At 62.6% G+C, this 23,199-nt stretch carries 18 protein-coding genes; 17 read left to right on the plus strand and 1 reads right to left on the minus strand.

Annotation, left to right across the window (positions count from 1 at the left end; all coding sequences use genetic code 11):
* The first annotated feature begins 3 nt into the window (after positions 1–3).
* From MTBSS4_RS04095 to MTBSS4_RS04155, 13 genes are all read left to right on the plus strand, one after another.
* A complete protein-coding gene (locus tag MTBSS4_RS04095) occupies positions 4–1,074 on the plus strand; it encodes a hypothetical protein (protein WP_173982123.1) in 1,071 nt (356 codons plus the stop codon).
* A 10-nt stretch (positions 1,075–1,084) separates the two neighbouring features.
* Complete coding sequence (locus tag MTBSS4_RS04100) at positions 1,085–1,915, plus strand: hypothetical protein (protein ID WP_173982124.1); 831 nt, start codon at positions 1,085–1,087, stop codon at positions 1,913–1,915.
* Positions 1,915–3,195, plus strand: a complete 1,281-nt coding sequence (locus MTBSS4_RS04105; RefSeq protein WP_173982125.1) for a radical SAM protein — start codon at positions 1,915–1,917, stop codon at positions 3,193–3,195. Before MTBSS4_RS04100 ends, MTBSS4_RS04105 begins: the two co-directional genes overlap by 1 nt.
* 3 nt (positions 3,196–3,198) lie before the next feature.
* Positions 3,199–3,825 (plus strand): DUF1833 family protein, encoded by a 627-nt coding sequence (locus tag MTBSS4_RS04110; protein ID WP_173982126.1) that lies wholly within the window; start codon positions 3,199–3,201, stop codon positions 3,823–3,825.
* 140 nt (positions 3,826–3,965) lie between these two features.
* On the plus strand, positions 3,966–4,373 hold the full coding sequence (locus MTBSS4_RS04115) for an NlpC/P60 family protein (protein WP_173982127.1): 408 nt from the start codon (positions 3,966–3,968) through the stop codon (positions 4,371–4,373).
* Positions 4,370–6,730, plus strand: a complete 2,361-nt coding sequence (locus MTBSS4_RS04120; RefSeq protein WP_173982128.1) for a host specificity factor TipJ family phage tail protein — start codon at positions 4,370–4,372, stop codon at positions 6,728–6,730. Before MTBSS4_RS04115 ends, MTBSS4_RS04120 begins: the two co-directional genes overlap by 4 nt.
* 163 nt (positions 6,731–6,893) lie before the next feature.
* Positions 6,894–7,220 carry a phage holin family protein gene (locus MTBSS4_RS04125; RefSeq protein WP_173982129.1) on the plus strand — a complete coding sequence of 109 codons (327 nt, stop codon included), beginning with the start codon at positions 6,894–6,896 and terminating at the stop codon, positions 7,218–7,220.
* 4 nt (positions 7,221–7,224) lie between these two features.
* Positions 7,225–7,845: a glycoside hydrolase family 19 protein gene (locus MTBSS4_RS04130; RefSeq protein WP_173982130.1), complete on the plus strand. Its 621-nt coding sequence runs from the start codon at positions 7,225–7,227 to the stop codon at positions 7,843–7,845.
* Entirely contained in the window at positions 7,842–8,441 is a 600-nt protein-coding gene (locus MTBSS4_RS04135; protein WP_173982131.1) for a hypothetical protein, read from the plus strand. The genes MTBSS4_RS04130 and MTBSS4_RS04135 overlap by 4 nt, the downstream gene beginning before the upstream one ends.
* 397 nt (positions 8,442–8,838) lie before the next feature.
* The gene (locus MTBSS4_RS04140) at positions 8,839–9,615 is read left to right on the plus strand and encodes a hypothetical protein (protein WP_173982132.1); all 777 of its coding nucleotides are present in this window, start codon (positions 8,839–8,841) and stop codon (positions 9,613–9,615) included.
* A gap of 11 nt (positions 9,616–9,626) precedes the next feature.
* Positions 9,627–10,388, plus strand: a complete 762-nt coding sequence (locus MTBSS4_RS04145; protein WP_173982133.1) for an abortive infection family protein — start codon at positions 9,627–9,629, stop codon at positions 10,386–10,388.
* Positions 10,389–10,580: 192 nt separating this feature from the next.
* Positions 10,581–11,489, plus strand: a complete 909-nt coding sequence (locus MTBSS4_RS04150; protein WP_173982134.1) for a hypothetical protein — start codon at positions 10,581–10,583, stop codon at positions 11,487–11,489.
* 253 nt (positions 11,490–11,742) lie between these two features.
* A complete protein-coding gene (locus MTBSS4_RS04155; protein ID WP_254432373.1) occupies positions 11,743–12,168 on the plus strand; it encodes a hypothetical protein in 426 nt (141 codons plus the stop codon).
* A 182-nt stretch (positions 12,169–12,350) separates the two neighbouring features.
* Here the strand turns inward: MTBSS4_RS04155 and MTBSS4_RS04160 are convergent, their stop codons facing one another.
* Positions 12,351–12,539 carry a hypothetical protein gene (locus MTBSS4_RS04160; RefSeq protein WP_173982135.1) on the minus strand — a complete coding sequence of 63 codons (189 nt, stop codon included), beginning with the start codon at positions 12,537–12,539 and terminating at the stop codon, positions 12,351–12,353.
* 152 nt (positions 12,540–12,691) lie between these two features.
* Here MTBSS4_RS04160 and MTBSS4_RS04165 point away from each other — a divergent pair, with 152 nt between their 5' ends.
* Genes MTBSS4_RS04165 through MTBSS4_RS04180 form a run of 4 tightly spaced genes read left to right on the plus strand, consistent with a single transcriptional unit; the run spans position 12,692 to position 23,184 of the window.
* The gene (locus MTBSS4_RS04165) at positions 12,692–13,576 is read left to right on the plus strand and encodes a WYL domain-containing protein (protein ID WP_173982136.1); all 885 of its coding nucleotides are present in this window, start codon (positions 12,692–12,694) and stop codon (positions 13,574–13,576) included.
* Positions 13,577–13,612: 36 nt separating this feature from the next.
* Positions 13,613–17,128 (plus strand): helicase-related protein, encoded by a 3,516-nt coding sequence (locus MTBSS4_RS04170; protein ID WP_173982137.1) that lies wholly within the window; start codon positions 13,613–13,615, stop codon positions 17,126–17,128.
* Positions 17,125–19,875 (plus strand): DUF1156 domain-containing protein, encoded by a 2,751-nt coding sequence (locus MTBSS4_RS04175; RefSeq protein ID WP_173982138.1) that lies wholly within the window; start codon positions 17,125–17,127, stop codon positions 19,873–19,875. Before MTBSS4_RS04170 ends, MTBSS4_RS04175 begins: the two co-directional genes overlap by 4 nt.
* 15 nt (positions 19,876–19,890) lie before the next feature.
* Entirely contained in the window at positions 19,891–23,184 is a 3,294-nt protein-coding gene (locus MTBSS4_RS04180; protein WP_173982139.1) for a DUF499 domain-containing protein, read from the plus strand.
* Positions 23,185–23,199 lie beyond the last annotated feature (15 nt).

A 23,199-nucleotide genomic window follows, 5' to 3' on the forward strand; every position in this document is an offset into this window, starting at 1 on the left:
TCCATGACCATCAAGGACGATCTCCTCGCCGCCACCGCCAAGGCCGGCGGGGCGGCGCTGATTCTGCATGACGTCGCCCATGGCCCCGCCACGGGAGCGGGGAGCACCGTGGTGACCGGCAATGGTCAGGTCAAGACGGCAGCCAAGGTGGTGGCCGATATCGAGGCCGACATTACCGCCAGGATCGGCTCCATTGACGGGGCCATCGCCAGCAGCGCCGCCGATGCCGTCGCGGCCGCATTGTCCGCCGCTAATGCCCAGGCCAGCGAGTTGGCAGCCGCCGCTTCGGCCAGCGCTGCGCAAGTGGCCAAGGTCACCTGGAAAGGACCGTGGTCCGCCGCCACCGCCTATGCCGTCCATGACGCGGTCTCCTTAAACGGCTCGTCCTATGTCGCCATCGCGCAGAACATCAACCAGCCGCCGCCCGATGCGGCCCATTGGCAGGTGCTGGCCGCCAAGGGGCTCGACGGCATCGGGGCCGGCGACATGCTGGCCGCCCAGAATCTCGCCGACCTTCCCGACAAGGCCGCCGCCCGGAGCAATCTCGGCCTTACCATCGGCTCCCATGTTCAGGCCCATGATGCTGAACTGGACGCCATCGCGGGTCTCGCCAGTGCAGCCGACACCATGGCCTATTTCACCGGGTCAGGCACGGCGGCGTTGACCGGACTGACCGCCGCCGGCCGGGCCTTGCTTGACGATGCCGATGCGGCGGCCCAGCGGGCCACCCTGGGTCTGTCCGATGCCGCCACCACCACGGTGGCGGCCATTCGGGCCGGGGTGGACGTTTCCAGCAAGGTGGCCAAGGCGGGGGACACCCTGAGCGGCACACTGACGGGGCCGCAGTTCAAGACCAGCGGCAGCACCAGTGGGTCCACCGGATTCAAGATCGCCGACGGTTCCGATCTCGCCGCCTTGTTCAAGGCCGCCAGCTATACGGCGGTGCAGAGCGGCACCGGGGCGGGCTACAGCACGGTCACCATCAGCGGCAATGCCATCACGGTGACCACCAACTGCAACTTCGCCCCCAACTGCAATTACCAGCCCGCCTGCAACTGTAATTGCTGCTGCTGAGGATGCCGCCATGCTGGTCGCCTTTACCCGCTTTGCCGATATCTCGGCGCCCTGCGGCATCGTCGCCGCCATCAGGCCTGACGGCTTCACCATCTCCACCTACCGCATGTTCATGGCCGAGGGCGAGGTTCCGGGGGCGGTGCCGGTGGATGGAGGCGATCTCCATGCCGGCCTCGCCGGAACGACGCTGGCGGTCACCAAACCCCAGCACTTCACCTGGGCCTCGCTCATTGGACTGGCCCAAGGCCACGACCATGCCTGCATCGTCTTTCCGCTGATCTGCCGCCATGTGGGGGCACGAGGCGGCGGACCCGACACCTCATGGCAGGTGGGCCAGCCCTACAACCGCACCAGGGAGACCATGGCCGCCCGGCGTGGCCCCAGGGAGCACGCGGCGCGGACCCAGGAACACACAATGCTGCATTTCCATGTTCCCTGGGCCGGGGCATCTCCCGACGACTGCGCCCTGCATCTGATCCTTCAGGATGGCTTCCTGCCGCTGGTGACGGGGGCCGAAATCGTCGAGCAATCCATCGAAGCCACAATGCGGGCGGTGATGCCGGTGCTGGTTCTGCCCGAACGGGCCGAAGTGCCGAGCGAGGGCTATGCCTCCGTGGCGCTGGAGGCACGGCGGGCGGGAAAGCGTCTGAAGGGGGCCTCCGTCACCGCCCATCTGGAGACCACCGGCGGCTATCTGCCCCGCCAGCGGGTGGCGCTGACCGATGGCGCCGCCGCCATCAAGGTGGGGGCGCTCGGGCTGGAACCGGGCGAGAGCTTCAAGGTCAAGGCAGGGTTCCGCTTCTTCCCCGGCATGGCCGAGATCATTTGCGAGGTGGTGTGATGTTCAGACTGACCCTGCGGCAGCCGGACGGAGAAACCTTCGGCCTTATCCTCGACATCCATGGCGGCAAGCTCATGGATCAGGAGGGGCGTCGGATCGATCTCTCTCCCCTGGGTGCCGCCTACCTGGATGGCGGCAGGTTCGCCGTCGCTCCCTCCACCTCGCCGATCCAGGTTGCCCCCAAGAGCCGCCGGGTGGAGCGGCTGCGCCTCCAACTCGGTCTCAAATGCAATTTCGCCTGTTCCTACTGCATGCAGGCGGCAGATCGCGATGGAGATATCCGGACGTCCGGCACCGCCGAAGGCTTCCTGGCCGGCCTCGACTGGCTGGACGGCGCGCCGGGAGAGATCGAGTTCTGGGGCGGCGAGCCGCTGGCCTACTGGAAGATCCTGAAACCCCTGGCCGAGGGGTTGCGGACCCGCTTTCCCGAGGCGGTGTTCAAGCTCATCACCAACGGCTCCTTGCTGGATAAGGCCAAGGTGGACTGGCTGGACCGGCTTGGCTTCGTGGTGTCCATCTCCCATGACGGTCCCGGCCAGCACCAGCGTGGCCCCGATCCCTTCGAAGATCCCGAGGCGGCGGAAGCGATCCGCCTGCTGTTCCGCACCCTCGGCTCCGGCCGCTGCTCGTTCCTGTCGGTGCTGACCATGGCCCATCACAGTCCGGCCGCCCTGGTGGCGTATTTCGTGGACAGGGTCGGCGAAGATGTTCAGGTCTCCATCGAGGGCATGGTGACGCCCCACGACGTAGCCGGAATCCTGATGTCGCCCATGAGCGAGGGTGATCATCGGCGGGTGCGTCGGACCCTGTTCGATGAATTCCGCATGCCCAGCGTGTTTCATCGCAACCTTGTGCTGTCCCCTCTGCAATCCCTCCTGCGCCAGTTCGCCACCGGCATGCCGTCGGAAGCCAGAGGCCAGAATTGCGGCATGGACCGTCCCGGCCATCTCGCCGTCACCTTGGGCGGCCAAGCCCTGGTCTGCCAGAACGTCAACCAGGACAAGGTGATCGGCAACGTCCACGACTTCGATTCCATCCGCCTCACCCACAGCACCTCCTGGCACCATCGCCCCGAATGCCATGCCTGCCCGGTGCTGGCCACCTGTGGCGGCTCCTGCATGATGGTCGAAGGAATGGAACGCAAAGTTGCCTGTGACAACGCCTTCAGCCTGGGTCTCGCCCGGCTGGCCCTGCTGCTCAATGTTCTGACTGGGGCGGAACTGCTCCGCATCGAGGGCGAGCGTATCCGTTTCCCCGGCATCACCCACATCGATTTCTGAGCCATGCCCGATCCCGCTCTCGAAGAGGCGATCCGCGAGGCTTATGCTTCGTGCCCGTCCAACGCCATTCCGCTCCACACCATGGAACTGCGCCATCCCGCCTTCATCGATGACAACGGCAACCCCACCGCTGTCCGGGTGGTGCGCAATTACGAGGACGAGGTCACCTGGCGCGAACGAGGTGGCGCCGAGATCGCGGCCCTGCTGGATGCCATGACCCCCGAGGCCCGCAGCCGGGTCGGGCTGGTGGCCCGCCTGGAACCCGATGCCCCGGTCAATGCCGGCCAGATGGTGGCCTTCATCGCGCTGGCCTTCGATTTCCAACTGCCCGAGGTGAGTTCCGCCCCGGTGCCGGAACTCACCGTCACCATGGATAATGTCGGCCGCGAGCTGATGGAGCCGCTCGAAGCCGCCGCCACCTCCCTGGTCCGTATCGAGGTCACCTACCGGCCCTATCTCGACATCGACCTTGATGGCCCGCAGATGGACCCGCCGCTGACCATGACCCTGGTCCATGTCAACTGCACCGCCACCCAGATCACCGCCCGCGCCCAGATGTCCCAGATCGGCAACAAGGCCTTTCCCTGGCGCACCTATACCCAGCGCTGCTTTCCGGGGCTGGGCGGCTGACAGGTTCTTGTGGGCTGCTGCCCACACCCGCTTGGGGCAAAGCCCCAAACCCCATTCCTTTTGAAAATCAAATGAGGTCTGGAGCATCGCTCCAGCCCGGTTTGGGCGGGAGCCCAACCGCGAAGCGGAGCATCTCCACCATGTCCCACTGGGCCATGCCCTATATCGGCCAGCCGTGGTCGAAGCACGGCCAGGGGCCGGACGCCTGGAACTGCTGGAGCTTCTTCCGCCACGTCCAGCAGGCCCATTTCGGGGTGGAGACTCCGGCGGTGCCCTATGCCGACGATCTGCTGGTGCTGGCGCGGCTGTTCCGCGATCACCAGGAGCGTGGATTCTGGCAACCGGTGACCGCCTATCGGGAGGGCGACGGAGTGATGATGCGCACCGCCCGTTATCCCATCCATGTGGGGATGTGGCTGGAGGTGGATGGCGGCAGGGTGCTGCATTGCGCAGCCGGATCGGGGGTGGTGTGCCAGTCCCGGCGCGATCTGGCCGCCAATGGCTGGCGGATCGACGGGGTCTACCGTCACCGGGGGACCGCATCATGAGGGCGCGCGTCACCCTGGTGGCGGATGCCTTCAATCCGCTGCGCTCCCTGCAGGTGGTCGAGGTCTCCGAACCCCTGACCATCCGCGCCTTCCTGGACGGTCGCGGCATCGAGGAATTTCCGGTCCCCACCATCTGCCTGCGCAATGGCCGCCCGCTGCTGCGCCGCCATTGGGCCGGGACAATCATCGATCATGACGACATCGTCGCCTTTGTCGCCCAGCCGTTGGGCGGCGGTGGGGGCGGCGGTGGCAAGAACCCGCTGACCACTGTGCTGATGGTGGCGGTGATGGTCGTGGCCATGGTGCTGGGCCAGTACTATGTCGGGCCGATGCTGGCTTCGTCCCTGGGGGTCACCAGCGCCGCCGGCATCGCCACCGTGGGCGCCATCTCGACGGCGGCCATCGCCTCGGTGGGCATGATGGCGGTGGGCGCCCTGGTCTCGGCACCCAGTCCCGCCACGCCCTCGCTCAATTGGGGCGGTGGCGGCGGAGTGGCGCCGTCTCCCACCTACAGCCTGACCGCCTCGGGCAATCAGGCCCGGTTGGGTCAGCCGATCCCCGAGATTTTCGGCCGTCACAAGGTGGTGTTCGATCTCGCCGCCACCCCCTACCAGGAATACCTGGCCGGGGAGCAATACCTGTTCCAGCTTCACTGCATCGGGGTGGGTCAATACCGGCTCGATGCCCTGATGATCGACGACACCCCGTTGGCCTCGTTCGAGGAAGTCCAATATCAGGTCGTCCCGCCCGGTGCCGCCGTCACCCTGATGGATGCCTGGGTGGTCACAGCCGTCGAGGTGGCGGGCCAGGAGATGAAAGGCCCCAACCAGCTGACCAATGGCGAGACCGGCTGGGTCGGTCCCTTCGTCGCCAATCCCGCCGCCACCACCGCCCATCACATCGGCATCGACGTGGTGTTCACCAACGGCCTCTATTACGCCAATAATTCCGGCACCCTCGACCCCAAGACGGTGACCTGGGAGGTATGGGGGCGGCGGATCGATGATCTCGGCACCGCGCTGGGGGACTTCATCCTGCTGGCCGCCGAGACCTATACCGCCGCCACCAACACCCAGATCCGGTTGTCCTTCAAATATCCGGTGGCGTCGGCCCGTTGGGAGGTCAGGCTCCGCCGCACCAACGACCGCGACCAGGATGGCCGCACCGCCCACGAAATCCGCTGGGGCGAGATGCGATCCTATCTCGACGGTTCCCCCGATTACGGCGACGTCACCCTACTGGCGATCAAGATGCGGGCCACCGACAATCTGAGCCAACGTTCAAGCCGCCTGATCAACGGCATCGTCACCCGCAAGCTTCCCATCTGGTCGCTGGCCACCGGCTGGTCGGAGCCGGTCCCCACCCAGGCCATCGCCCCGGTGGCGGCCTATATCATGCGCGCCGCAAACGGCGCGCAACTGGCCGATACCCGCCAGGACCTGGACATGCTGTGGCGGTTGCACGCCGTCTGGGAGGCGCGTGGCGACCGCTTCAGCGGCGTGTTCGACACCACCACCACCGCCTGGGAGGCCCTGGTCAAGGTGCTGCGGACGGGACGCGCAGCCCCCTACCAGCAGGGCGGCATCGTCCGCTATATCCGCGACGAGCCCCGCACCCTGCCGGCGGCGCTGTTCAACGGCCGCAACATCGTCCGCGGCAGCTTCGCCATCGAATACGTCATGCCCGGCGAGGACACCGCCGATGCGGTGACGGTGGAGTTCTTCGACGAAATCACCTGGAAGATCGCCGAAATCACCGCCGCCCAACGCGAAGGCGCCATCCGGGTGCTGACCCCATCCGAGATGGTCAACACCCCGCCGGAAAAGCCGGGCCGGGTGCAGATGTTCGGCATCACCAATCGCGACCATGCTGGCCGCGAGGCCTGTTTCCTGGTCGCCTGCAACATCTATCGCCGCCGCCTGCCCACCTGGAAGACCGAGTTGGACGGCATGATCCTGTCCTATGGTGAGCTGGTCGCAATCTCCCATCCCATGCCGGCCTGGGGTCAGGGCGGCGAGGTGGTGGAGTGGGACGAGTCCGCCGCCACGCTCACCCTATCCGAGCCGGTGCGCTGGAGCGACGGCGTCGCCCATTTCATGGCGCTGCGCCGTCGCGACGGGCGTCTCGATGATCCGGTGGAGATCGAGCCAGCCCCCGGCGGCGATCCCTTCCAGGTCCGAGTGCTCGACCCGCTGCCCTTCACCCCCGACACCGGCGGCGAGCGCGAACGCACCTATTACGCCCTCGGCCCCGGCGCCACCTGGGCCCAGCGCGTCCTGGTGCGATCACTGCGCCCCCGCTCGCGTCAGGTCGAGATATCGGGAATCTGCGAGGACGACCGGGTTCATGTGAATTGAGCCTGATGGGGGCTTCCGCCCCCAACCCCAACTGGGAGGCTGAAGCCTCCCGGACCCTCTCTTCATTTTCAAATCAAGAGGAGGTCTGGAGGCCGTGCCTCCAGGCGGGGACCGGGGCGGCAGCCCCGCCAGCACGCATCCACACACTGATAAGGATTCCGCCATGCTCGAGCAGCAACCTTCGCCCGAGGTCAAGACCCTGGTCTCGGGGCTGGCCGGGCTGATTCCCACCGCCATGCTCGCCCGCTTCCTGTGGCATCACCGGCTGGTACGCCTGGGCCAGCGCCGGTTCTGGTCGCGCGACCTGTTGTGGGAATGCCCGACCGCCGCCTTTTCGGCGGTGCTGGGCGGCGGAGTCGCCGCTCATTTCGCCCTCGGCCTGATGGAGACCCACGCGGTGGTCGGCATCTGCGCCTGGCTGGGGCCGCGTGGCCTCGAAGTGGCGCTGAGCCGCTTCGTCGCCCGCTGCACTCCCCCCGATAAGGACTGATCCCATGCTGACCACAGACGTCTTGCGTGCCACCGTCACCGGGGCGCGGTCCACCGATCTTGACCGTTTCGCGGCGCCGCTGGCCGCTGCCTGCGCCGAATGGGGCGTCGACACCCCGTTGCGGCTGGCCGCCTTCCTGGCCCAGATCGCCCACGAGAGCGGCCAATTGCGCAATATGGCCGAGAACCTGAACTATTCTGCCGAAGCCCTGCTGCGGGTCTTCCCCCGCCATTTCGATGCAGCAGGTGCCGAGGCCTATGCCCGCCAGCCGGAGCGCATCGCCGCGCGGGTCTACGCCAAGCGCCTGGGCAATGGCGACGAGGCCTCTGGCGACGGCTGGCGCTATCGCGGGCGCGGCCTGATCCAGGTCACCGGGCGCAGCAATTATGCTGCTTGCGGCGAGGCACTGGGGATCGGGCTGGTCCATGTCCCGGAGATGCTGGAACAGCCCGGCCCCGCCGCCCGTTCGGCCGCGTGGTTCTGGCACAGCAACGGCCTTAATCGCTTTGCCGATGCCCGCAACATCGAAACCATCACCCGGCGCATCAATGGCGGCCTCACCGGACTCGAAGACCGCAAGGCCTGCTACGCCCGTGCCTGCGCTGCCCTGGAGGTGTCCCCATGACCCTGCTCGATCTCCTCGGCGATGCCGCCGCCATCGCCGCCAATCCCATCGCCGGTCTCGCCAAGGTGGCGCTGGACGTGGCACCGGACATTGCCGGCCTGTTCGGTGATGATGCCGAGAAGGCGGTCAGCAAGCTGGCCGACAGTGTCCGCGCCATCACCGGCACCGACGACCCCGCCCAGGCTCGCGAGGCGCTGGCCGATCCCACCCTGGTGTTCCAACTGCGCTCCCAGGCCCAGGCCTTCGCCCATGAGGAGCGGATGCAGCAGATGGCCGGTGCGCTGACCACGCTCACCGCCACCCTGGCCGATCGCCAGAACGCCCGTGCCCGCGACAGCGAATTCATCAAGGCCGGGCGCAGCAACACTCGCGCCAACGTGCTGCTGGTCACCGCCGGATTCGGCATCGTCGGTGGCATCGGCTTCATGGTGTTCGGCCACGTCGATGGCAACACCGCCGTCGGTGGCTGCATCATTTCCGTCGTCACCTTGCTGGCGGGCAAATTCGCCACCGCTTTCGATTTCGAGTTCGGCGGATCGGCGGATTCAGAGCAGACCCGCACCCTGCTAGCGCAGGCGCCGCCCATCGGCAAATAACAGATCGGATTTCGTATCGACGCGGCCGACCGGGGGAAACCCTGGTCGGCCGCTTTTTTGCGTTCTGGTGGGCGCAGGGGATCTTCGCTTCCACCGTCCCTTTCACGCCAGCGCCTGGCGCTGCCGTGATTCCTGCCGGTTCTGTCCCCGATGTCATCCGCCGACACACCATCCTGGATGGCCCTTTTGGGCCGGAAGCGGAAGGGTGGGTTTGAGAGACGGGGCTATATAGCTGACATTCGAATTGAACGCAGTGTCACCGGAACCACCAGGAGTGGGCCGGACGCAGACGTTCGTGACCAGCTTAACACGTCCATCAGTTGACGTGGGCGATGACAGAGTCGCGTTTTTGGTATAGGGTGCGTCCCACTGCGGAACCGCACTGGGCAAGGGGGATATGCTGGACGCGGACGACATTAAGCTCAGCATCGAAATCAAGAACAGCAGGCCCGTCGAGCTGCTGGATTTGACCGACGCCTTCTTGAGCCTGTCAGAGCAATACCAGCGCTTCGCACAGCGAGGTGACTACGCCGTCAACGGCTCCGAGACCCGGCTCTTCATCAAGGAAATCCGGTCGGGCAGCATCATCGCCGACCTCGTCTCCATGGCACCCCAGGCAGCATTCCTGGTTGGGCAGTCCAAAGACCTCGTCGACTTCGCCAAAGACATCAAGGGCGTCTACGAGTTCTTTCTCGGCAAGCACGGCGACGACCCGAATCGGACGGCTGCCGAACTGCGGGACTGCGCGCAGATCTTGCAGCCGGTCGCCAAGGACGCGGGGTCGCAAATCAACCTGTCGGTGACCGTCAACGGCGGCACAATGTATCAGGTCATCATGGACTCGACCCAAGCCAACGCTATTCAAAACCGGGTGGCCAACCACGTCGCCATGCAGCGCGAAGTGGCAACCGGTGTCCGGGAGAAGCAGACCTTCTACTGGTACCAGGCACGCAACGACGTCCGCTCGTCGTCAGGTGACAAGGGCGTCATCGAGGCCATTTCCCCCAGCCCGGTGAAAGTCATTTTCGAGAACGAGCGCGCCAAGCTCGACATGATCAGCGACAGGCTCTTCCAACTCGCCTTCATCGTCGATGTCGATGTCCAGACCATCAACGGTAAGCCCGCTACCTACAAGGTGCTCAACGTCCACGAGACCTTCGAAAAGCCGGAATAGGATAATGCCAGATGGGTGACTTCAAGCACTCGGACATGCGGGTCGTCGAACAAGCCTTCCAGATTGACCCGGGCTACGTCCTGAACTTCTCCGACCGAACCTTTGCCGACTTCTTCGAAGACGAGTTCCGCATCCACATCGACGACCCGAAATACCGGGCCAACGGCACCTCTAAGATGAACCGCCTGCGGACGTTCGTGAGGCTGGAAGACCCGGCGACGGTCGCCAAGGTCCTGCGCGGCCTGTGGCAGTACCGGGTGGACAACCTGCCACATTTGCCCAGGGACATTGAACCACGGTTCTTCGACCTGATAGCCCGGATGGAAGGCAGCACCGAGGTCGCGCGCACCGATGCCATCGAGCGGTTCGTGCCCGATCCGACACTCGACGAGCTCGTTGCATCCATCGAGCGGGACATCCAGGCTAACGCGCCGGACGCAGCCTTGGACAGGCTGCACACATACTGCTCCAAGAAGTTCGGTCATCTGCTCGACGTCCGGGGCATCGCCTGGGAACGCTCCGACCCCCTCCACAGCCGCGTCGGCAAATACGTCAAGGCGCTCAAGCAGGAGGTGGAACTGCGCGAGATGACCGAGCAGATCATCAAGGGGGCGTTCGCCGTCTTCGACAAGTTCAACCACGTCCGCAACAACGCCAGCTTGGCCCACGACAACGAGCTCGTCGATAAGGCGGAGGCGCGCTTCATCTTCGATTCGGTCAGCGCGTTCCTCCGCTTCATCAAAAGTGTGGACACGATCCGGTTCGGGGAGTGAAACGCCCGCACGGCATGAAGCCTACAGAGCGGATAGCGCCGTGCGAGTTGCCGCCCAAGGGCCTGCGCACGCGCGACATTTACATTTCCGACCTGCGTACAGATTCAATTCGCGTGAAGACTGCACGGTCTCCGCTAGTCTGGGTCAGAGGTGAACTTTTGTGGTGGGTAACCTTAATTCCCGGGTGACACTGTGACCGTCGACTTACGGATTCAAAAATACCGCGATTACGAGACATTCTTCCTTCGCTCGAAGGCCATATTCCGCGCCTATGAGAAGGTCGATACCCACAGCCATGATCTCAGCAGGACTTATAGCTTTTGTCCCATTCCGGGCGGGAGGAACGGAGGGCACGAAAAACGCCTTGTGCAAATCTTCTTCGGCAATCGCCCCTTCGACAGTACGACCCAATTTGTCACCGACGACAAAAGCGGCATACCCTCACGTCATCTCCGGCTCCTAACTGAAGCGGGGGCGCTTCTCCAATATTATCGCGAGCCCAGCGGCGCGGTCACATGCCTATTGATGCCCGCGCAGGTCGAGAATAGGTGCTGCAGGGAAGATTTCATCGTACTCGATCGGATTTCCAATCCCCTGAAGTTGCTCGACCGAGCCGTAACATGGCGGCATTGGAAGTATTTCATTTCCTACATGCACTGCACCTGTATCGACGGTGATCCCAATCTCTTGGATCGCGCCAGAACGGCTTGGATACGGTTCAGAAAGTTGCGGGTCGTGAAGAACGAAGAAGCCGGTACAGTCTTGGGGAAATGGTTTTGGAAAAGCGTTTCTTTCGCACTGACGGTCGGCCTCAGCGGCTTCCTTCTTCTGCTATTACCTAAGCCGCCGACACCCGATGTCTCCAAGGTTCAGGTCGTTCAGGAGTCGCCCGACACCATGCGGGCTAGGGACGCCGAGGTGAAGCGCCTCGATGATATTGCGGCAACGATGTCCTCCATGAGCCGCGACATCGATTTCCTCAAATCTCTGACCAGCACCCCCATCGCGGTGAAGGTCATCGAGCTTCCAGAGAAACCGAAGGATACGGACACTTCGCCTCCCCCGCCGAAACCCGTCACCCATAAAAAGAAGTCTCAATAGAAGGAGGCGGCCCCGACCGAAGTCGGGGCCGCTGCCCCATCAGCGGGTTCTGCCTGCGAGTGGCTCACACACACGCCGTTCTCGACCAACCGATTGCCGCGTATGATGGCAAAAGAGCACGCCCGCTGCTCAAGGAAGCGATAGATGCACCGCGCGAGTTGATCAGAAGGAGCGATACCAAGGGGCGAAGCGGTGGTCGATGCATATCTGTTCATCCCGTTCGAGCGGCGGTCATTCATTGACGCACGCACGGGTGACAGAAACGGTCACTGAGGTTGAGAAGGCGGTGGAGCGCGGACCGCTCCGCTGCTACCATCCGGCCATGAGGAAAGAGGACGAAGAACGCATCGCCGCCCGGCTGGCCAAGGTCATGGCCATGATGTGCGTGCGGAACACCAAGCTGGAGGACATCCACGCCGGTCGGGTCCCCGTCACCAAGACGGGGGACTATTCCGACGTGATCGTCCTCGACGCCGAGGGACGGAAAATCCCCTGGCCCGAGGTCTCGCACATCGACGACGCCCAGATGCGGGAGCTGATGAAGGAGGTCGTCAATCGGCTGTACACGTTCCACATGCGATTCGACGATCCGGAGTTCCAGGCACGGATCGATCGCTGGGACGCCGTGGCCGCGAAGTGGGATGAGCCAGAAATAAACCAGTCGATTGCGGAGCCGTAACGCTCATCAGTGGGAAATAGACGGCATCATTATTGGAAAGCGCATCGGCCGACCGGGAGTTCTCCGGTCGGTCTCTTTTTGCGATTGTGGCCTGCAACTACGGCAGGCCGTCGGTGGGCCCGAGCGGAATCACTGCTACCCCCCCCCGCGCGATCTCCGAGATTTGCCCCGCTTCGGCGGCCTTACTTATCGCCGCGCCGACGATCCGGTTCCTTTGCAACGCCCTTGAACGGCTCGCCATCAGCCTTCGTCCGGGTGAACTGGCCGCTGGAACGGTCCCGCTCGACGTATTGCTCTGTGCGCGGGTTGTAGGTCTGGCTGCGATCGCGGACCGAGCCAATGCGATAATCATCACCGGTGTTCTTCGCCATTTTCATTCTCCATGATTGGCGGTTGAGCTGTAACTGGCACGCCATCGTGCCGCCTCGCGAAATCCCGATTGACTTCGGGTCATCATGGGGATAGAAACTATTCGGGACGCGAAACGCTGTCAATATACTTTCTATCCCCATTGGAGGGTAGTATGAGCGAACAGGCGCGGAGCCTGCGGTGGGGCATCGAACGGCGGCTGGAATTCATTGAGTTCCGGCTGTTCTGGGAGGGCGGCGTCAACCGATCCGACATCATCGAAGCGTTCGATGTTTCCGTTCCCCAGGCGTCCAAGGACCTGACGCTGTATCAGGAGCAGGCTCCTGAGAACGCGATCTATGACAAGAGCGCCAAACGGTATGTGGCCGGCGAGCGATTCGAGCCGCGCTTTCTGAAGCCGGACCCTCACAACTACCTATCGCGGCTTCGCTCCGTTTCCGAGGGCTTGGTCGAGCTGTCCAGTTCGTGGATTTCCCAACTGCCGTCGGTCGATATCGCCCTCAGCCCCAAGCGGGACATTGCCCCGGCCGTGCTGCGTGCCCTCCTGGCGGCTGTGCGGGATTGCCGGTCAATCGACGTGCTGTATCAGTCAATGAGCAGGAATCGACCGGACCCAATCTGGCGCCGGATCACACCGCATGCCTTTGGTTTCGATGGATTCAGATGGCATGCGCGCTCGTTCTGTCATCTTGACAGCCAGTTCAAGGATTTCCTGTTGCCTCGCGTGCTGGATGTTGGAAGCGTCGCTGCGCCAGGTGCATCTGGCGCCGATGATGAGCTTTGGCAGACCAGTTTCGATGTGATCGTTTGCCCTCACCCCGTTCTCACAGATAGCCAAAAGGTTGTCGTGGCCAAGGACTATGGTATGCAAGGCGGGCGTGGCATTCTCTGCGTCCGCTACGCCATGCTGTTCTACGTTCTGAAGCGGCTTGGCCTTCTGGGTGACGCCGCAAAGGAGGATCCCCGACGGCAACATATCGTGGTGGGGAACTTCGAGGAGACGAAGGCCGCCCTACTGAAAGCGGGATTTCCAGGATGAGTAACGTGCACGAGGAGATTCTGTCGGGGGGTTCCGATGGCGCGTCTTGAAGACATCCGCAACGGCGCGTCCGTGGCCGGCATCGTGTCCGCCCAGGTCGTGCAGGTTCTCTCTGTCGAGCGGATCGGCGATCAAGCCATCAACGTCGTGTTCCGCACGCCCACCGGGGCCGTGGCCGAGGCCACCCTTTACCGGGACGATGAACACCGCTTGGACGTCCAGGCCAATGGCCGCCCGTGGTCGTTCGATGGCGACGGCGCCCTGTTGCGTCTAGTCACAGAGGCCAACCGCATCAAGCTGGCCCACTATTTCGATCCCTACCTCGCCATCCACACCAGTCTGGTCGATCCCCTGCCGCACCAGATTTCCGCGGTCTATGGCGAGATGCTGACCCGTCAGCCCCTGCGCTTCCTGCTGGCCGATGACCCCGGCGCCGGCAAGACCATCATGGCCGGACTGCTGATCAAGGAATTGATCGCCCGCAGCGACTTGGAGCGCTGCTTGGTCGTCGCGCCCGGCAGCCTGGTCGAGCAATGGCAGGACGAGTTGGGGGACAAATTCAGCGTCGAGTTCGACATCCTCACGCGGGACATGATCGAAACATCGCGTTCGGGCAACCCGTTCAACGACAGCAATCGCCTGATCGTCCGGCTCGACGTGCTGGCGCGCAACGAAGACCTACAGGAAAAATTGCGCAGCTCGCAGGAATGGGACCTGATCATCTGTGACGAAGCGCACCGCATGTCCGCCTCCTATTTCGGCGGTGACGTCAAATACACCAAGCGCTACCAGGTCGGGCAGTTGCTGGGGCAGGCCTGCCGCCACTTCCTGCTGATGTCGGCAACGCCGCACAACGGCAAGGAAGAGGAGTTCCAGCTTTTCATGGCGCTTCTGGATGGGGACCGCTTTGAGGGCCGGTTCCGCGATGGCATCCACTATGCCGACACCGCTGACATGATGCGCCGCCTCACCAAGGAAGAGCTGCTGCGATTCGACGGCCGGCCACTGTTCCCCGAGCGCCGCGCCTACACCGTCAAATACCAGCTTTCCGAGAAGGAGGCCGCCCTTTACGGCGCAGTCACTGAATATGTCCGCACGGAGATGAACCGGGTTCAACGCTTCGCCGAGACGGACGGCAAGAAGCGCAACAACGTCGGCTTCGCCCTGCAAATCCTGCAAAGGCGTCTCGCGTCCTCGCCAGCGGCCATCTACCAGTCGCTCAAGCGGCGTCGGGAGCGGTTGGAAAACGAGCTGGCCGAGGCCCGCCTCGCCTCCAAGGGCCGCAGCAGCAAGATCGGCGAACTGGAGATCAATTCTGACCTCATTCGGCACATGGAGGAGTACGCGCAGGACGAGGTGGACGCCCTTGAAGACCTGATCGCGACCGGTGCCACGACGGCGGAGACGGTCGAGCAGTTGGCGCTGGAGGTCGAGACCCTGCGCCAGTTGGAACAGATGGCCTTGCAGGTGCTGCGCTCTGGCCAGGACACCAAGTGGTCCCAGCTGAACCGCATCCTGGATGATGAGCTGATGGTGGATGCCGAGGGCAACCGGCGCAAGCTCATCATCTTCACCGAACCGAAGGACACCCTGTTTTACCTGCTGGACAAGGTCCGCGCACGGTTGGGTAGGCCTGAGGCGGTCGAGGCCATCCATGGCGGTGTCACGCGCGAGGATCGCCGCAAGATCATCGAGCGCTTCATGCAGGACCGCGACATGCTGGTGCTGGTCGCCAATGACGCGGCCGGCGAAGGTGTGAACCTTCAGCGTGGCCATTTGATGGTCAATTACGATCTGCCCTGGAACCCCAACAAGATCGAACAGCGTTTCGGCCGCATCCACCGTATCGGCCAGACCGAGGTTTGCCACCTGTGGAATCTGGTGGCGGCCGACACCCGCGAGGGTGAGGTCTATGCCCGCCTGCTGGAAAAGCTGGAGGCGGCCCGCCAAGCCCTGGGGGGGCGTGTTTACGACGTGCTGGGCGAGCTGTTCGAGGGCACTGCTCTCAAGGACCTGCTGTTCCAGGCCATCCAGTACGGTGAGCAGGAAGAGGTCAAGGCGAAGCTGTTCCGCCAGGTCGATGGCGCAGTGGACCAGGACCATCTGCTGAAGCTGTTGCAGCGCCGGGCGCTGACCAATGACACCATGCCGGAAGCCAAGGTCGAGGAACTGCGGCTGGAGATGGAGCGTGCCGAGGCCCAACGCCTCCAGCCCCACCATGTTCAGAGCTTTTTCGTCGAGGCGTTCCAGCATCTCGGTGGCCGGATGAAGCGCCGCGAGGAAGGCCGCTGGGAAATCTCCCACGTTCCGGTGCGCATCCGCGAGCGGGACCGCCAGATTGGCACCGGCGCGACCATCCAGAAAAAGTACGAGCGCATCTGCTTTGAAAAGAGCCGCATCAACCAACAGCCCGTCGCCACCTTCGTCTGTCCCGGCCATCCCTTGCTGGAGGCCGTTATCAGCATCATCCGCGAGGAGTATGAGCAGCTGATGCGCCAGGGGGCAATCTTGGTGGACGACACCGATCCCGGTGACACGATTTCGGCCGTGTTCCTGCTGGAGCACAGCGTTCAGGACGGGCGCACCACCAGCCTGGGCAGGCCGCATATCGTCTCGCAGAAGCTCCAGTTCGCCGCCGTCGATGGGACCGGGCGCACCGTCAATGCCGGCATCGCCCCGCACCTCAATCTGCGGCCGGCCAAGCCCGAGGAAATCGCCCTGGTGCATGACCTGCTTCAGGAAGACTGGCTGACCATCGACCTGGAAAAGGAGGCCGTGCGCTACGCGACGGTGGATCTGGCCCAGGCCCACGTCACCGAGGTCAAGGCCCGCCGCCTGCCCGAGATCGCGAAGGTCGAGCAGGAGGTCCGCACTCGCCTCAAGAAGGAAGTCAATTACTGGGATGCCCGCGCCTTCGAGCTGAAGGAAGAGGAAAAGGCCGGCAAGAAAACCCGCCTTAACTGGCAGAACGCCCAGCGGCGGGCGGAGGATCTGGCCGAGCGCCAGAAGCGCCGCATGGCGGAACTGGAGCAAGAACGGTTCATCTCCTCGCAGCCGCCCCGGGTGCGAGGCGGGATGGTGGTCATTCCCCGTGGGCTGCTGGACGCACGAGCGCCGCAAACGCCTGCGCAGGGGGCCATGCCGTCCGGCTTTGCCGAAGATGCAGCCGCGCGCAGGGAAATCGAATTGGCAGCCATGTCCGCCGTCATGGCGGCCGAAAGGGCTTTGGGCAACGTACCGAGTGACGTGTCGGCGCAGAAGATCGGCTACGACATCGTTTCCTTCTGCCCGGCCTCCCGCAGTCTCCGGTTCATTGAAGTCAAAGGACGGATCAATGGTGCCGACACGGTGATGATCACCCGCCAGGAGATCATCACCTCGCTGCATGAACCCGAGAAATACATCCTGGCGGTGGTGCAGATCGACCAAGGCTTTGCCAATGAGCCGCGCTATGTGCGAGGGCCGCTGGCTGACCACGAGCCGGCATTCGAGCACACCGCGATCCAGTTCAATCTCAAGAGCCTGCTTCAGCGGGCAGGGAGGCCCGCATGACCCAGCCTTACAAGAAGAAGCTCATTGAGGTCGCGATCCCGCTGGAGAAGATCAATGCGGCTGCGGCCAAGGAAAAGTCGATCCGGCATGGACATCCCTCAACCCTGCATCTTTGGTGGGCACGGCGCCCACTGGCCACCTGCCGTGCGGTGTTGTTCGCCCAGTTGGTCGATGACCCTTCCAGCCATCCCGACAAATTCCCGACCGAAGAGGCGGTTGACGCCGAGCGGCAGCGTCTGTTCCGGATTATCGAGGACTTGGTGATCTGGGAGAATAGCACTAATGAGGAGGTATTGGAGCGCGCGCGTGCGGAGATCCGCCGGTCGTGCGGTGGGGTATTGCCGCCGGTCTATGACCCGTTCTCTGGCGGAGGCTCGATCCCGCTGGAGGCGCAACGGCTTGGCCTGCCCGCTTATGGGTCCGACCTGAATCCCGTGGCTGTGATGATCGGCAAGGCGATGATCGAGATCCCACCGAAATTCAAGGACATGCCACCGATTCACCCCGGGCCGAAGGAGCGCCAATTCTACCGTAATGCCGAAGGGCTGGCGGAGGATGTGAAATACTACGGAGAATGGATGCGGGAAAAGGCGTGGGAGCGCGTCGGGCATCTCTATCCGCAGGTAGATTTGCCTAAAGAACACGGTGGCGGCAAGGCAACCGTGATCGCCTGGATCTGGGCGCGGACAGTGCCGAGTCCCAACCCAGCTTTGAGCCCTTTGCAGACGCCGCTTGTGCGCAATTTCTATCTGCTCGACAAAGAAGATCGAAAGGTTTGGGTCGAGCCGATCGTGAATCCCGACAAGACCGATTTTAAGTTCGTTGTTCGGCAAGGAAATGGCCCCGCACTTCCACCAAATATTGGGCGCACAGGAGCAAATTGCGTAGTAACCGGCGAAGCCATTCCTCTTGCCTACATCAGACAGCAGGCTCAGGCTGGAAGAATGGCACAGCGGCTTATGGCGGTCGTCGTCGAAACAAAGGCTGGCCGAAACTATATTTCTCCAACACCTGAAATAGAATTGCTGGCATTAGGTGCTGAGCCGAGTTGGCGTCCAGATGTACAGATTCCATTGAAGCATAGGAATTTCCAGACGCCGCTCTACGGAATGACGCGTTTTGGCGATGTTTTCACTAATCGGCAGCTAACTGCAATAAATGCGTTTGTAGATGTTCTGCGTGAATTAGAGTTTACAGTGCGCAGCGAAGTGAGTGCGGATGTTAAAATTGATGAGCGTCAAATGGCCGAGTACACTCGCGCCCTTCGGGTGTATCTTTCGTTTGCAATAAGCAAGGCACTTACAAGAAATTGTTCCTTGGCAATCTGGGAAACGGGAATGGGAAGGTTGGCCGGTGCGCTGGGGCGCCAAGCACTCCCTATGCAGTGGACATTTGCCGAAACTAATCCTTTTGCGGGTGCTGGCGGTGATATTGCCGGAACTGCACTTTCTGTTTCAGAGGTTTTGGATTGCTTGACGTGCACTTCTCATGGCTCTGTTGTCCAGCACAACGCATCTGAAGAGAACAGTTCAATAAGTGATTTCCTGATTTCAACCGATCCTCCATATTATGACAATATAGAGTACGCTGATCTATCAGACTTTTTTTATGCGTGGCTTCGAAGAAGCTTGCATAAAGACTTTCCAGAGATCATGGGCGTAATCTCTGTTCCAAAGCGAGAGGAGCTTGTCGCAAGCACCGCACGATATGGAAGTGCTGACGCTGCAGAAGCCCATTTTATGTCGGGTATGACGCAGGCAATGCGTATTTTGTCCAGTCGTTCCACAGACAAATTCCCCGCTGCAATCTACTACGCTTTCAAGCAGTCTGAGATCGAGAAAGATGGAATATCATCACCGGGCTGGAGTTCTTTCTTGGAAGCTGTAATCGCGTCAGGTTTCATCATAGTTGGAACTTGGCCGGTCCGAACCGAAGCGACTAATGCCCTTAAAAAGGGCATGAACGCATTGGCAAACTCTGTGGTACTTGTTTGCAGAAAGAAGGTGGCTTCGGCCGAAACCGTCAGCCGCGCCGAGTTCATTCGGGCGCTGAAACGGGAGCTTCCCCCGGCTATCGCCAAACTTCAGGCTGCTAACATTGCCCCCGCCGACATGCCACAGTCGGCCATTGGGCCGGGCATGGGCGTGTTCAGTCGATACAAGGCCGTGCTGGAGAGCGATGACAGCCCGATGTCGGTGAAGGCCGCCCTCCAGCTTATCAACCGTGAGCTGGACGAGTATTTGGGCGGCATCCAGGGAGAGTTCGATGCGGACAGCCGCTTTGCCATCACTTGGTTCGAGCAGAACGGTATGGCCACGGGTGACTACGGTACGGCGAACAGCATTGCCCAGGCACGCGGCATTTCGGTCGAGAGCGTAAAGCACGCTGGCATTGTGGAAAGCTCCGTCGGCAAGGTGCGCATTCTGAAGCGCGACGAGTTGATGCCTGACTGGGACCCGGCTACCGACACGCATCTGACCGTCTGGGAATGCTGCCAGTATCTCATTCGAGCCCTGGAGACAGCGGGGGAATACGACGCGGCCGTGCTGCTAAAAAAGATCGGCCCGGATAAGGCCGACGCGGTCAAGGATTTGGCCTACTGCCTCTATGGAATCTGCGAAAAACGCAGTGACGCGAAGGAGGCGACATCTTATAACGCATTGATTGCGGTTTGGACTGAGCTGACCCGCCAGGCGGCGGCGATCCAGGATACGCGCATTAATGTTCAGGCCAGCCTGGATCTGTGAGGGGGGATTTAAGACATGGCCAAAAGCACCCGCCAGTATGTGTTCGAGGGCATGGAGCTCTTGCCGTCGGCTCTGACCCCCTTTGTTGAAAAGCGCCTGGAAAGCTCCCTGACCGGACATTGGCAGGTGCAGGTGGTCGAGAAGCTTCAGGGCCTGCGTCCCAACAGTAAGGGCGAAATCGCTTGGGACCAATCGGCCCTGTTTAATGCCATGGATCGTTTTTGGGCGGATGCATTCAAAGCAGTCCTGGGGCGTGCCGAGCGGGCGCTGGTCAACGAATTAGTCGATGTCCGCAACAAGCTGGCTCACAACGACACCTTCACCTATGACGATGCCGAGCGTGCCCTGGATTCCATGCGCCGCCTCATGGAGGCGATCAGCGCCGGTGAGACGGCCGATCAACTGGGGAAAATGCGCGATACCATCTTGCGCACCAAGTTCACCGAGCTTCAGCGCAACGAGGAGCGCCGGAAGACTCGATCCGATATATCGGTTGAAACCACGGCAGGCTTGTTGCCGTGGCGCGAGGTGGTGGAGCCGCACCAGGATGTGGCGACAGGTGATTTCCAGCAGGCCGAATTCGCCGCCGATCTGGGCAAGGTCCATGCCGGCAGCGCGGCCTCGGAATATCTCAACCCGCAGGAATTCTTCAGCCGCACCTATCTGACCGAGGGCCTCAGCACCTTGCTAGTGGGCGCCGCCAAGCGGCTGTCACAAGCTGGCGGCGATCCGGTGGTCGAGTTGCAAACCAATTTCGGCGGCGGCAAGACTCACTCCATGCTGGCGCTCTACCACATGGCCGGCGGCACCCGCGCCCAGGACCTGTCTGGTCTCGATCAGTTGTTGAAGAATCATAGTCTGACCGTGCCAGCAAATATCCGCCGCGCCGTCCTGGTGGGAACATCGCGCGGGCCGTTGGACGTGCTGAATGTCGAGGGCGGGCGGAAGCTCCGCACCACCTGGGGTGAACTGGCTTGGCAGCTTGGCGGCGCCGACGCCTACGACATGATTGCGGAGAACGATGCCAACGGCATCGCCCCCGGCTCGAACCTGCTGGAGGCGATTTTCCGCAAATGCGCGCCATGCTTGATCCTGATTGACGAGTGGGTCGCCTATCTCCGTCAGATTTACCGGGTGGAGGGCCTGCCCTCTGGCTCGTTCGATGCCAACCTGTCCTTCGTCCAGTCCCTGACCGAGGCGGTCAAGGCCAGCCCCGGTACCCTGCTGGTGGCCTCGCTGCCGGCCTCGCAGATCGAGGTGGGTGGTGAAGGCGGGCAGGAAGCGCTGGCCCGGCTGAAGCAGACCTTCTCGCGCGTGGAATCCTCTTGGCGACCGGCCTCGCAGGAGGAAAGCTACGAAATCGTCCGGCGGCGGCTGTTCAAGGAAATCCCCGGTGACCGCTTCCATCACCGCGACAATACGCTGAAGCAGTTCGCCAAGCTCTACCGTGAAAACGGCAACGATTTCCCGCAGGGCTGCGCCGATGAGGATTACCGCCGGAAGCTGGAAAAAGCCTATCCCATCCACCCCGAGCTTTTCGATCAGCTCTACACCAGCTGGGGATCGCTGGAAAAATTCCAACGGACACGCGGTGTGCTGCGACTGATGGCCCAGATCATCCACGAGCTTTGGATGAACGGCGATCCCTCCGTCATGATCATGCCGGGCAGCGTGGCGATCAGTTCACCGCGCGTTGAACCCGAGCTGCTGCATTATCTCGATGTCAGTTGGCAGTCGGTCATTGCCGGGGACGTCGATGGCTCTGCGGCCACCCCCTATAAGATCGATCAGGCGGCTCCTAACCTGAACCGCTATTCGGCAACTCGCCGTATTGCCCGCGCCATCTTCCTGGGTACGGCGCCAACTTGGCAGGAGCAGAACAAGGGGCTGGATGACAAGCAGATCAACCTGGGGGTCGTGCAACCGGGCGAGCGTCCGGCCATCTTCGGCGATGCCCTGCGCCGGCTCGCCAACCAGGCCAAGTTCATGCACGCCGACATGGGCCGCTACTGGTATTCCATGTCCGCCAGCCTCAACCGGATCGCCGCCGACCGCGCCGGCCAGCTTGAGGACGCGCTTGTCCTCATGCGGATCGATGAGGAACTGAAGAAATACATCAACGGCATCGCGGACCGGGGTCATTTCGATGCGGTGCAGGTGGCACCGGCCTCTTCGGGCGAAGTGCCGGACGAGGCCGGCGGTGTTCGCGCCGTGGTTCTGGGTGTCGCTCATCCCCACAGCGGCCGCGATACGTCTGAAGCGATGGTCGAGGCCAAGGATATTATGATGCAGCGCGGTACCGTCCCGCGCGTCTACCGCAACATGCTGGTGTTTCTGGCCGCCGAAACCCGCCAGCTCGACCATCTGAAAGACGCGGTGCGGTCGGCCATCGCCTGGGGTGAAATTGTCCGCGATATCGACCGGCTGAATCTTACCCAGAGCGACAGCGCCTTGGCGAAGGCAAAGGTGGCCGAGGCGAACGAAACCATGAAGACTCGGCTGAAAGAAGCTTGGTGCTACCTGCTCTACCCCGTGCAGGAAAGCGCCCAAGCCGAGGTCGAATGGGTTTCCGGCAAAATTCCGGCCCAGGACGGGGTGTTGTCGCGTGCCAGCAAGAAGTTGGTGAGCGATGAAGGTCTGCTGCCCGAGCTTGGCCCGACGCGGCTGGATCGGGACCTTCAGAAGTACATCTGGAACGGCAAGGGGCACCTCTCCCTCAAGGACCTCTGGGAATACCTGAACCGCTACCTCTATCTGCCACGGCTGAAAGGGCAGACTGTCCTCGTCAAGGCCGTGCAGGCGGCGGTCTGCGGCATGCTTCCCGGCCCATTCGCCTACGCCGAGCGCTGGGACGAAAAGAATCAGACCTATCTTGGCCTGGTCATCGACAGGGCGCCCAATGCGCCCGTGGTCATCGACAGCGACAGCGTGATCGTGAAGGCGGCCGTCGCGGAAGCCAACCGTCCGACCGGCGGACCGCTGCCTGACACTGGTGGCGGTGGCGGAGTGCCGCAGCCCGATGCGCCGCCGCCCGGAAGCGGTGGTGGTGGCGGCACGCCGGGGACCACCACAGAAAAGCAGCCGACGCGCTTTTTCGGGACGGTGATGATTTCATCGGAGCGCCCAGCCCGTGACATCCACCAGATCGTCGAAGCCATTGTCGAGCAGTTGACCACCATTCCCGGCAGTCAGGTCTCCCTTAAGCTGGAGATCGACGCGGAAGTGCCGTCGGGGCTGGACCGGGCGAAGGTCCGGACGCTTGTTGAAAATGCGAACACATTGGGGTTCCTGGATAAGGTGATCGAGTAGGTTTCACAGCCTTTC

Origin of the sequence: Magnetospirillum sp. SS-4, from assembly GCF_902729425.1 — a bacterium.
Taxonomy (GTDB): domain Bacteria; phylum Pseudomonadota; class Alphaproteobacteria; order Rhodospirillales; family Magnetospirillaceae; genus Phaeospirillum.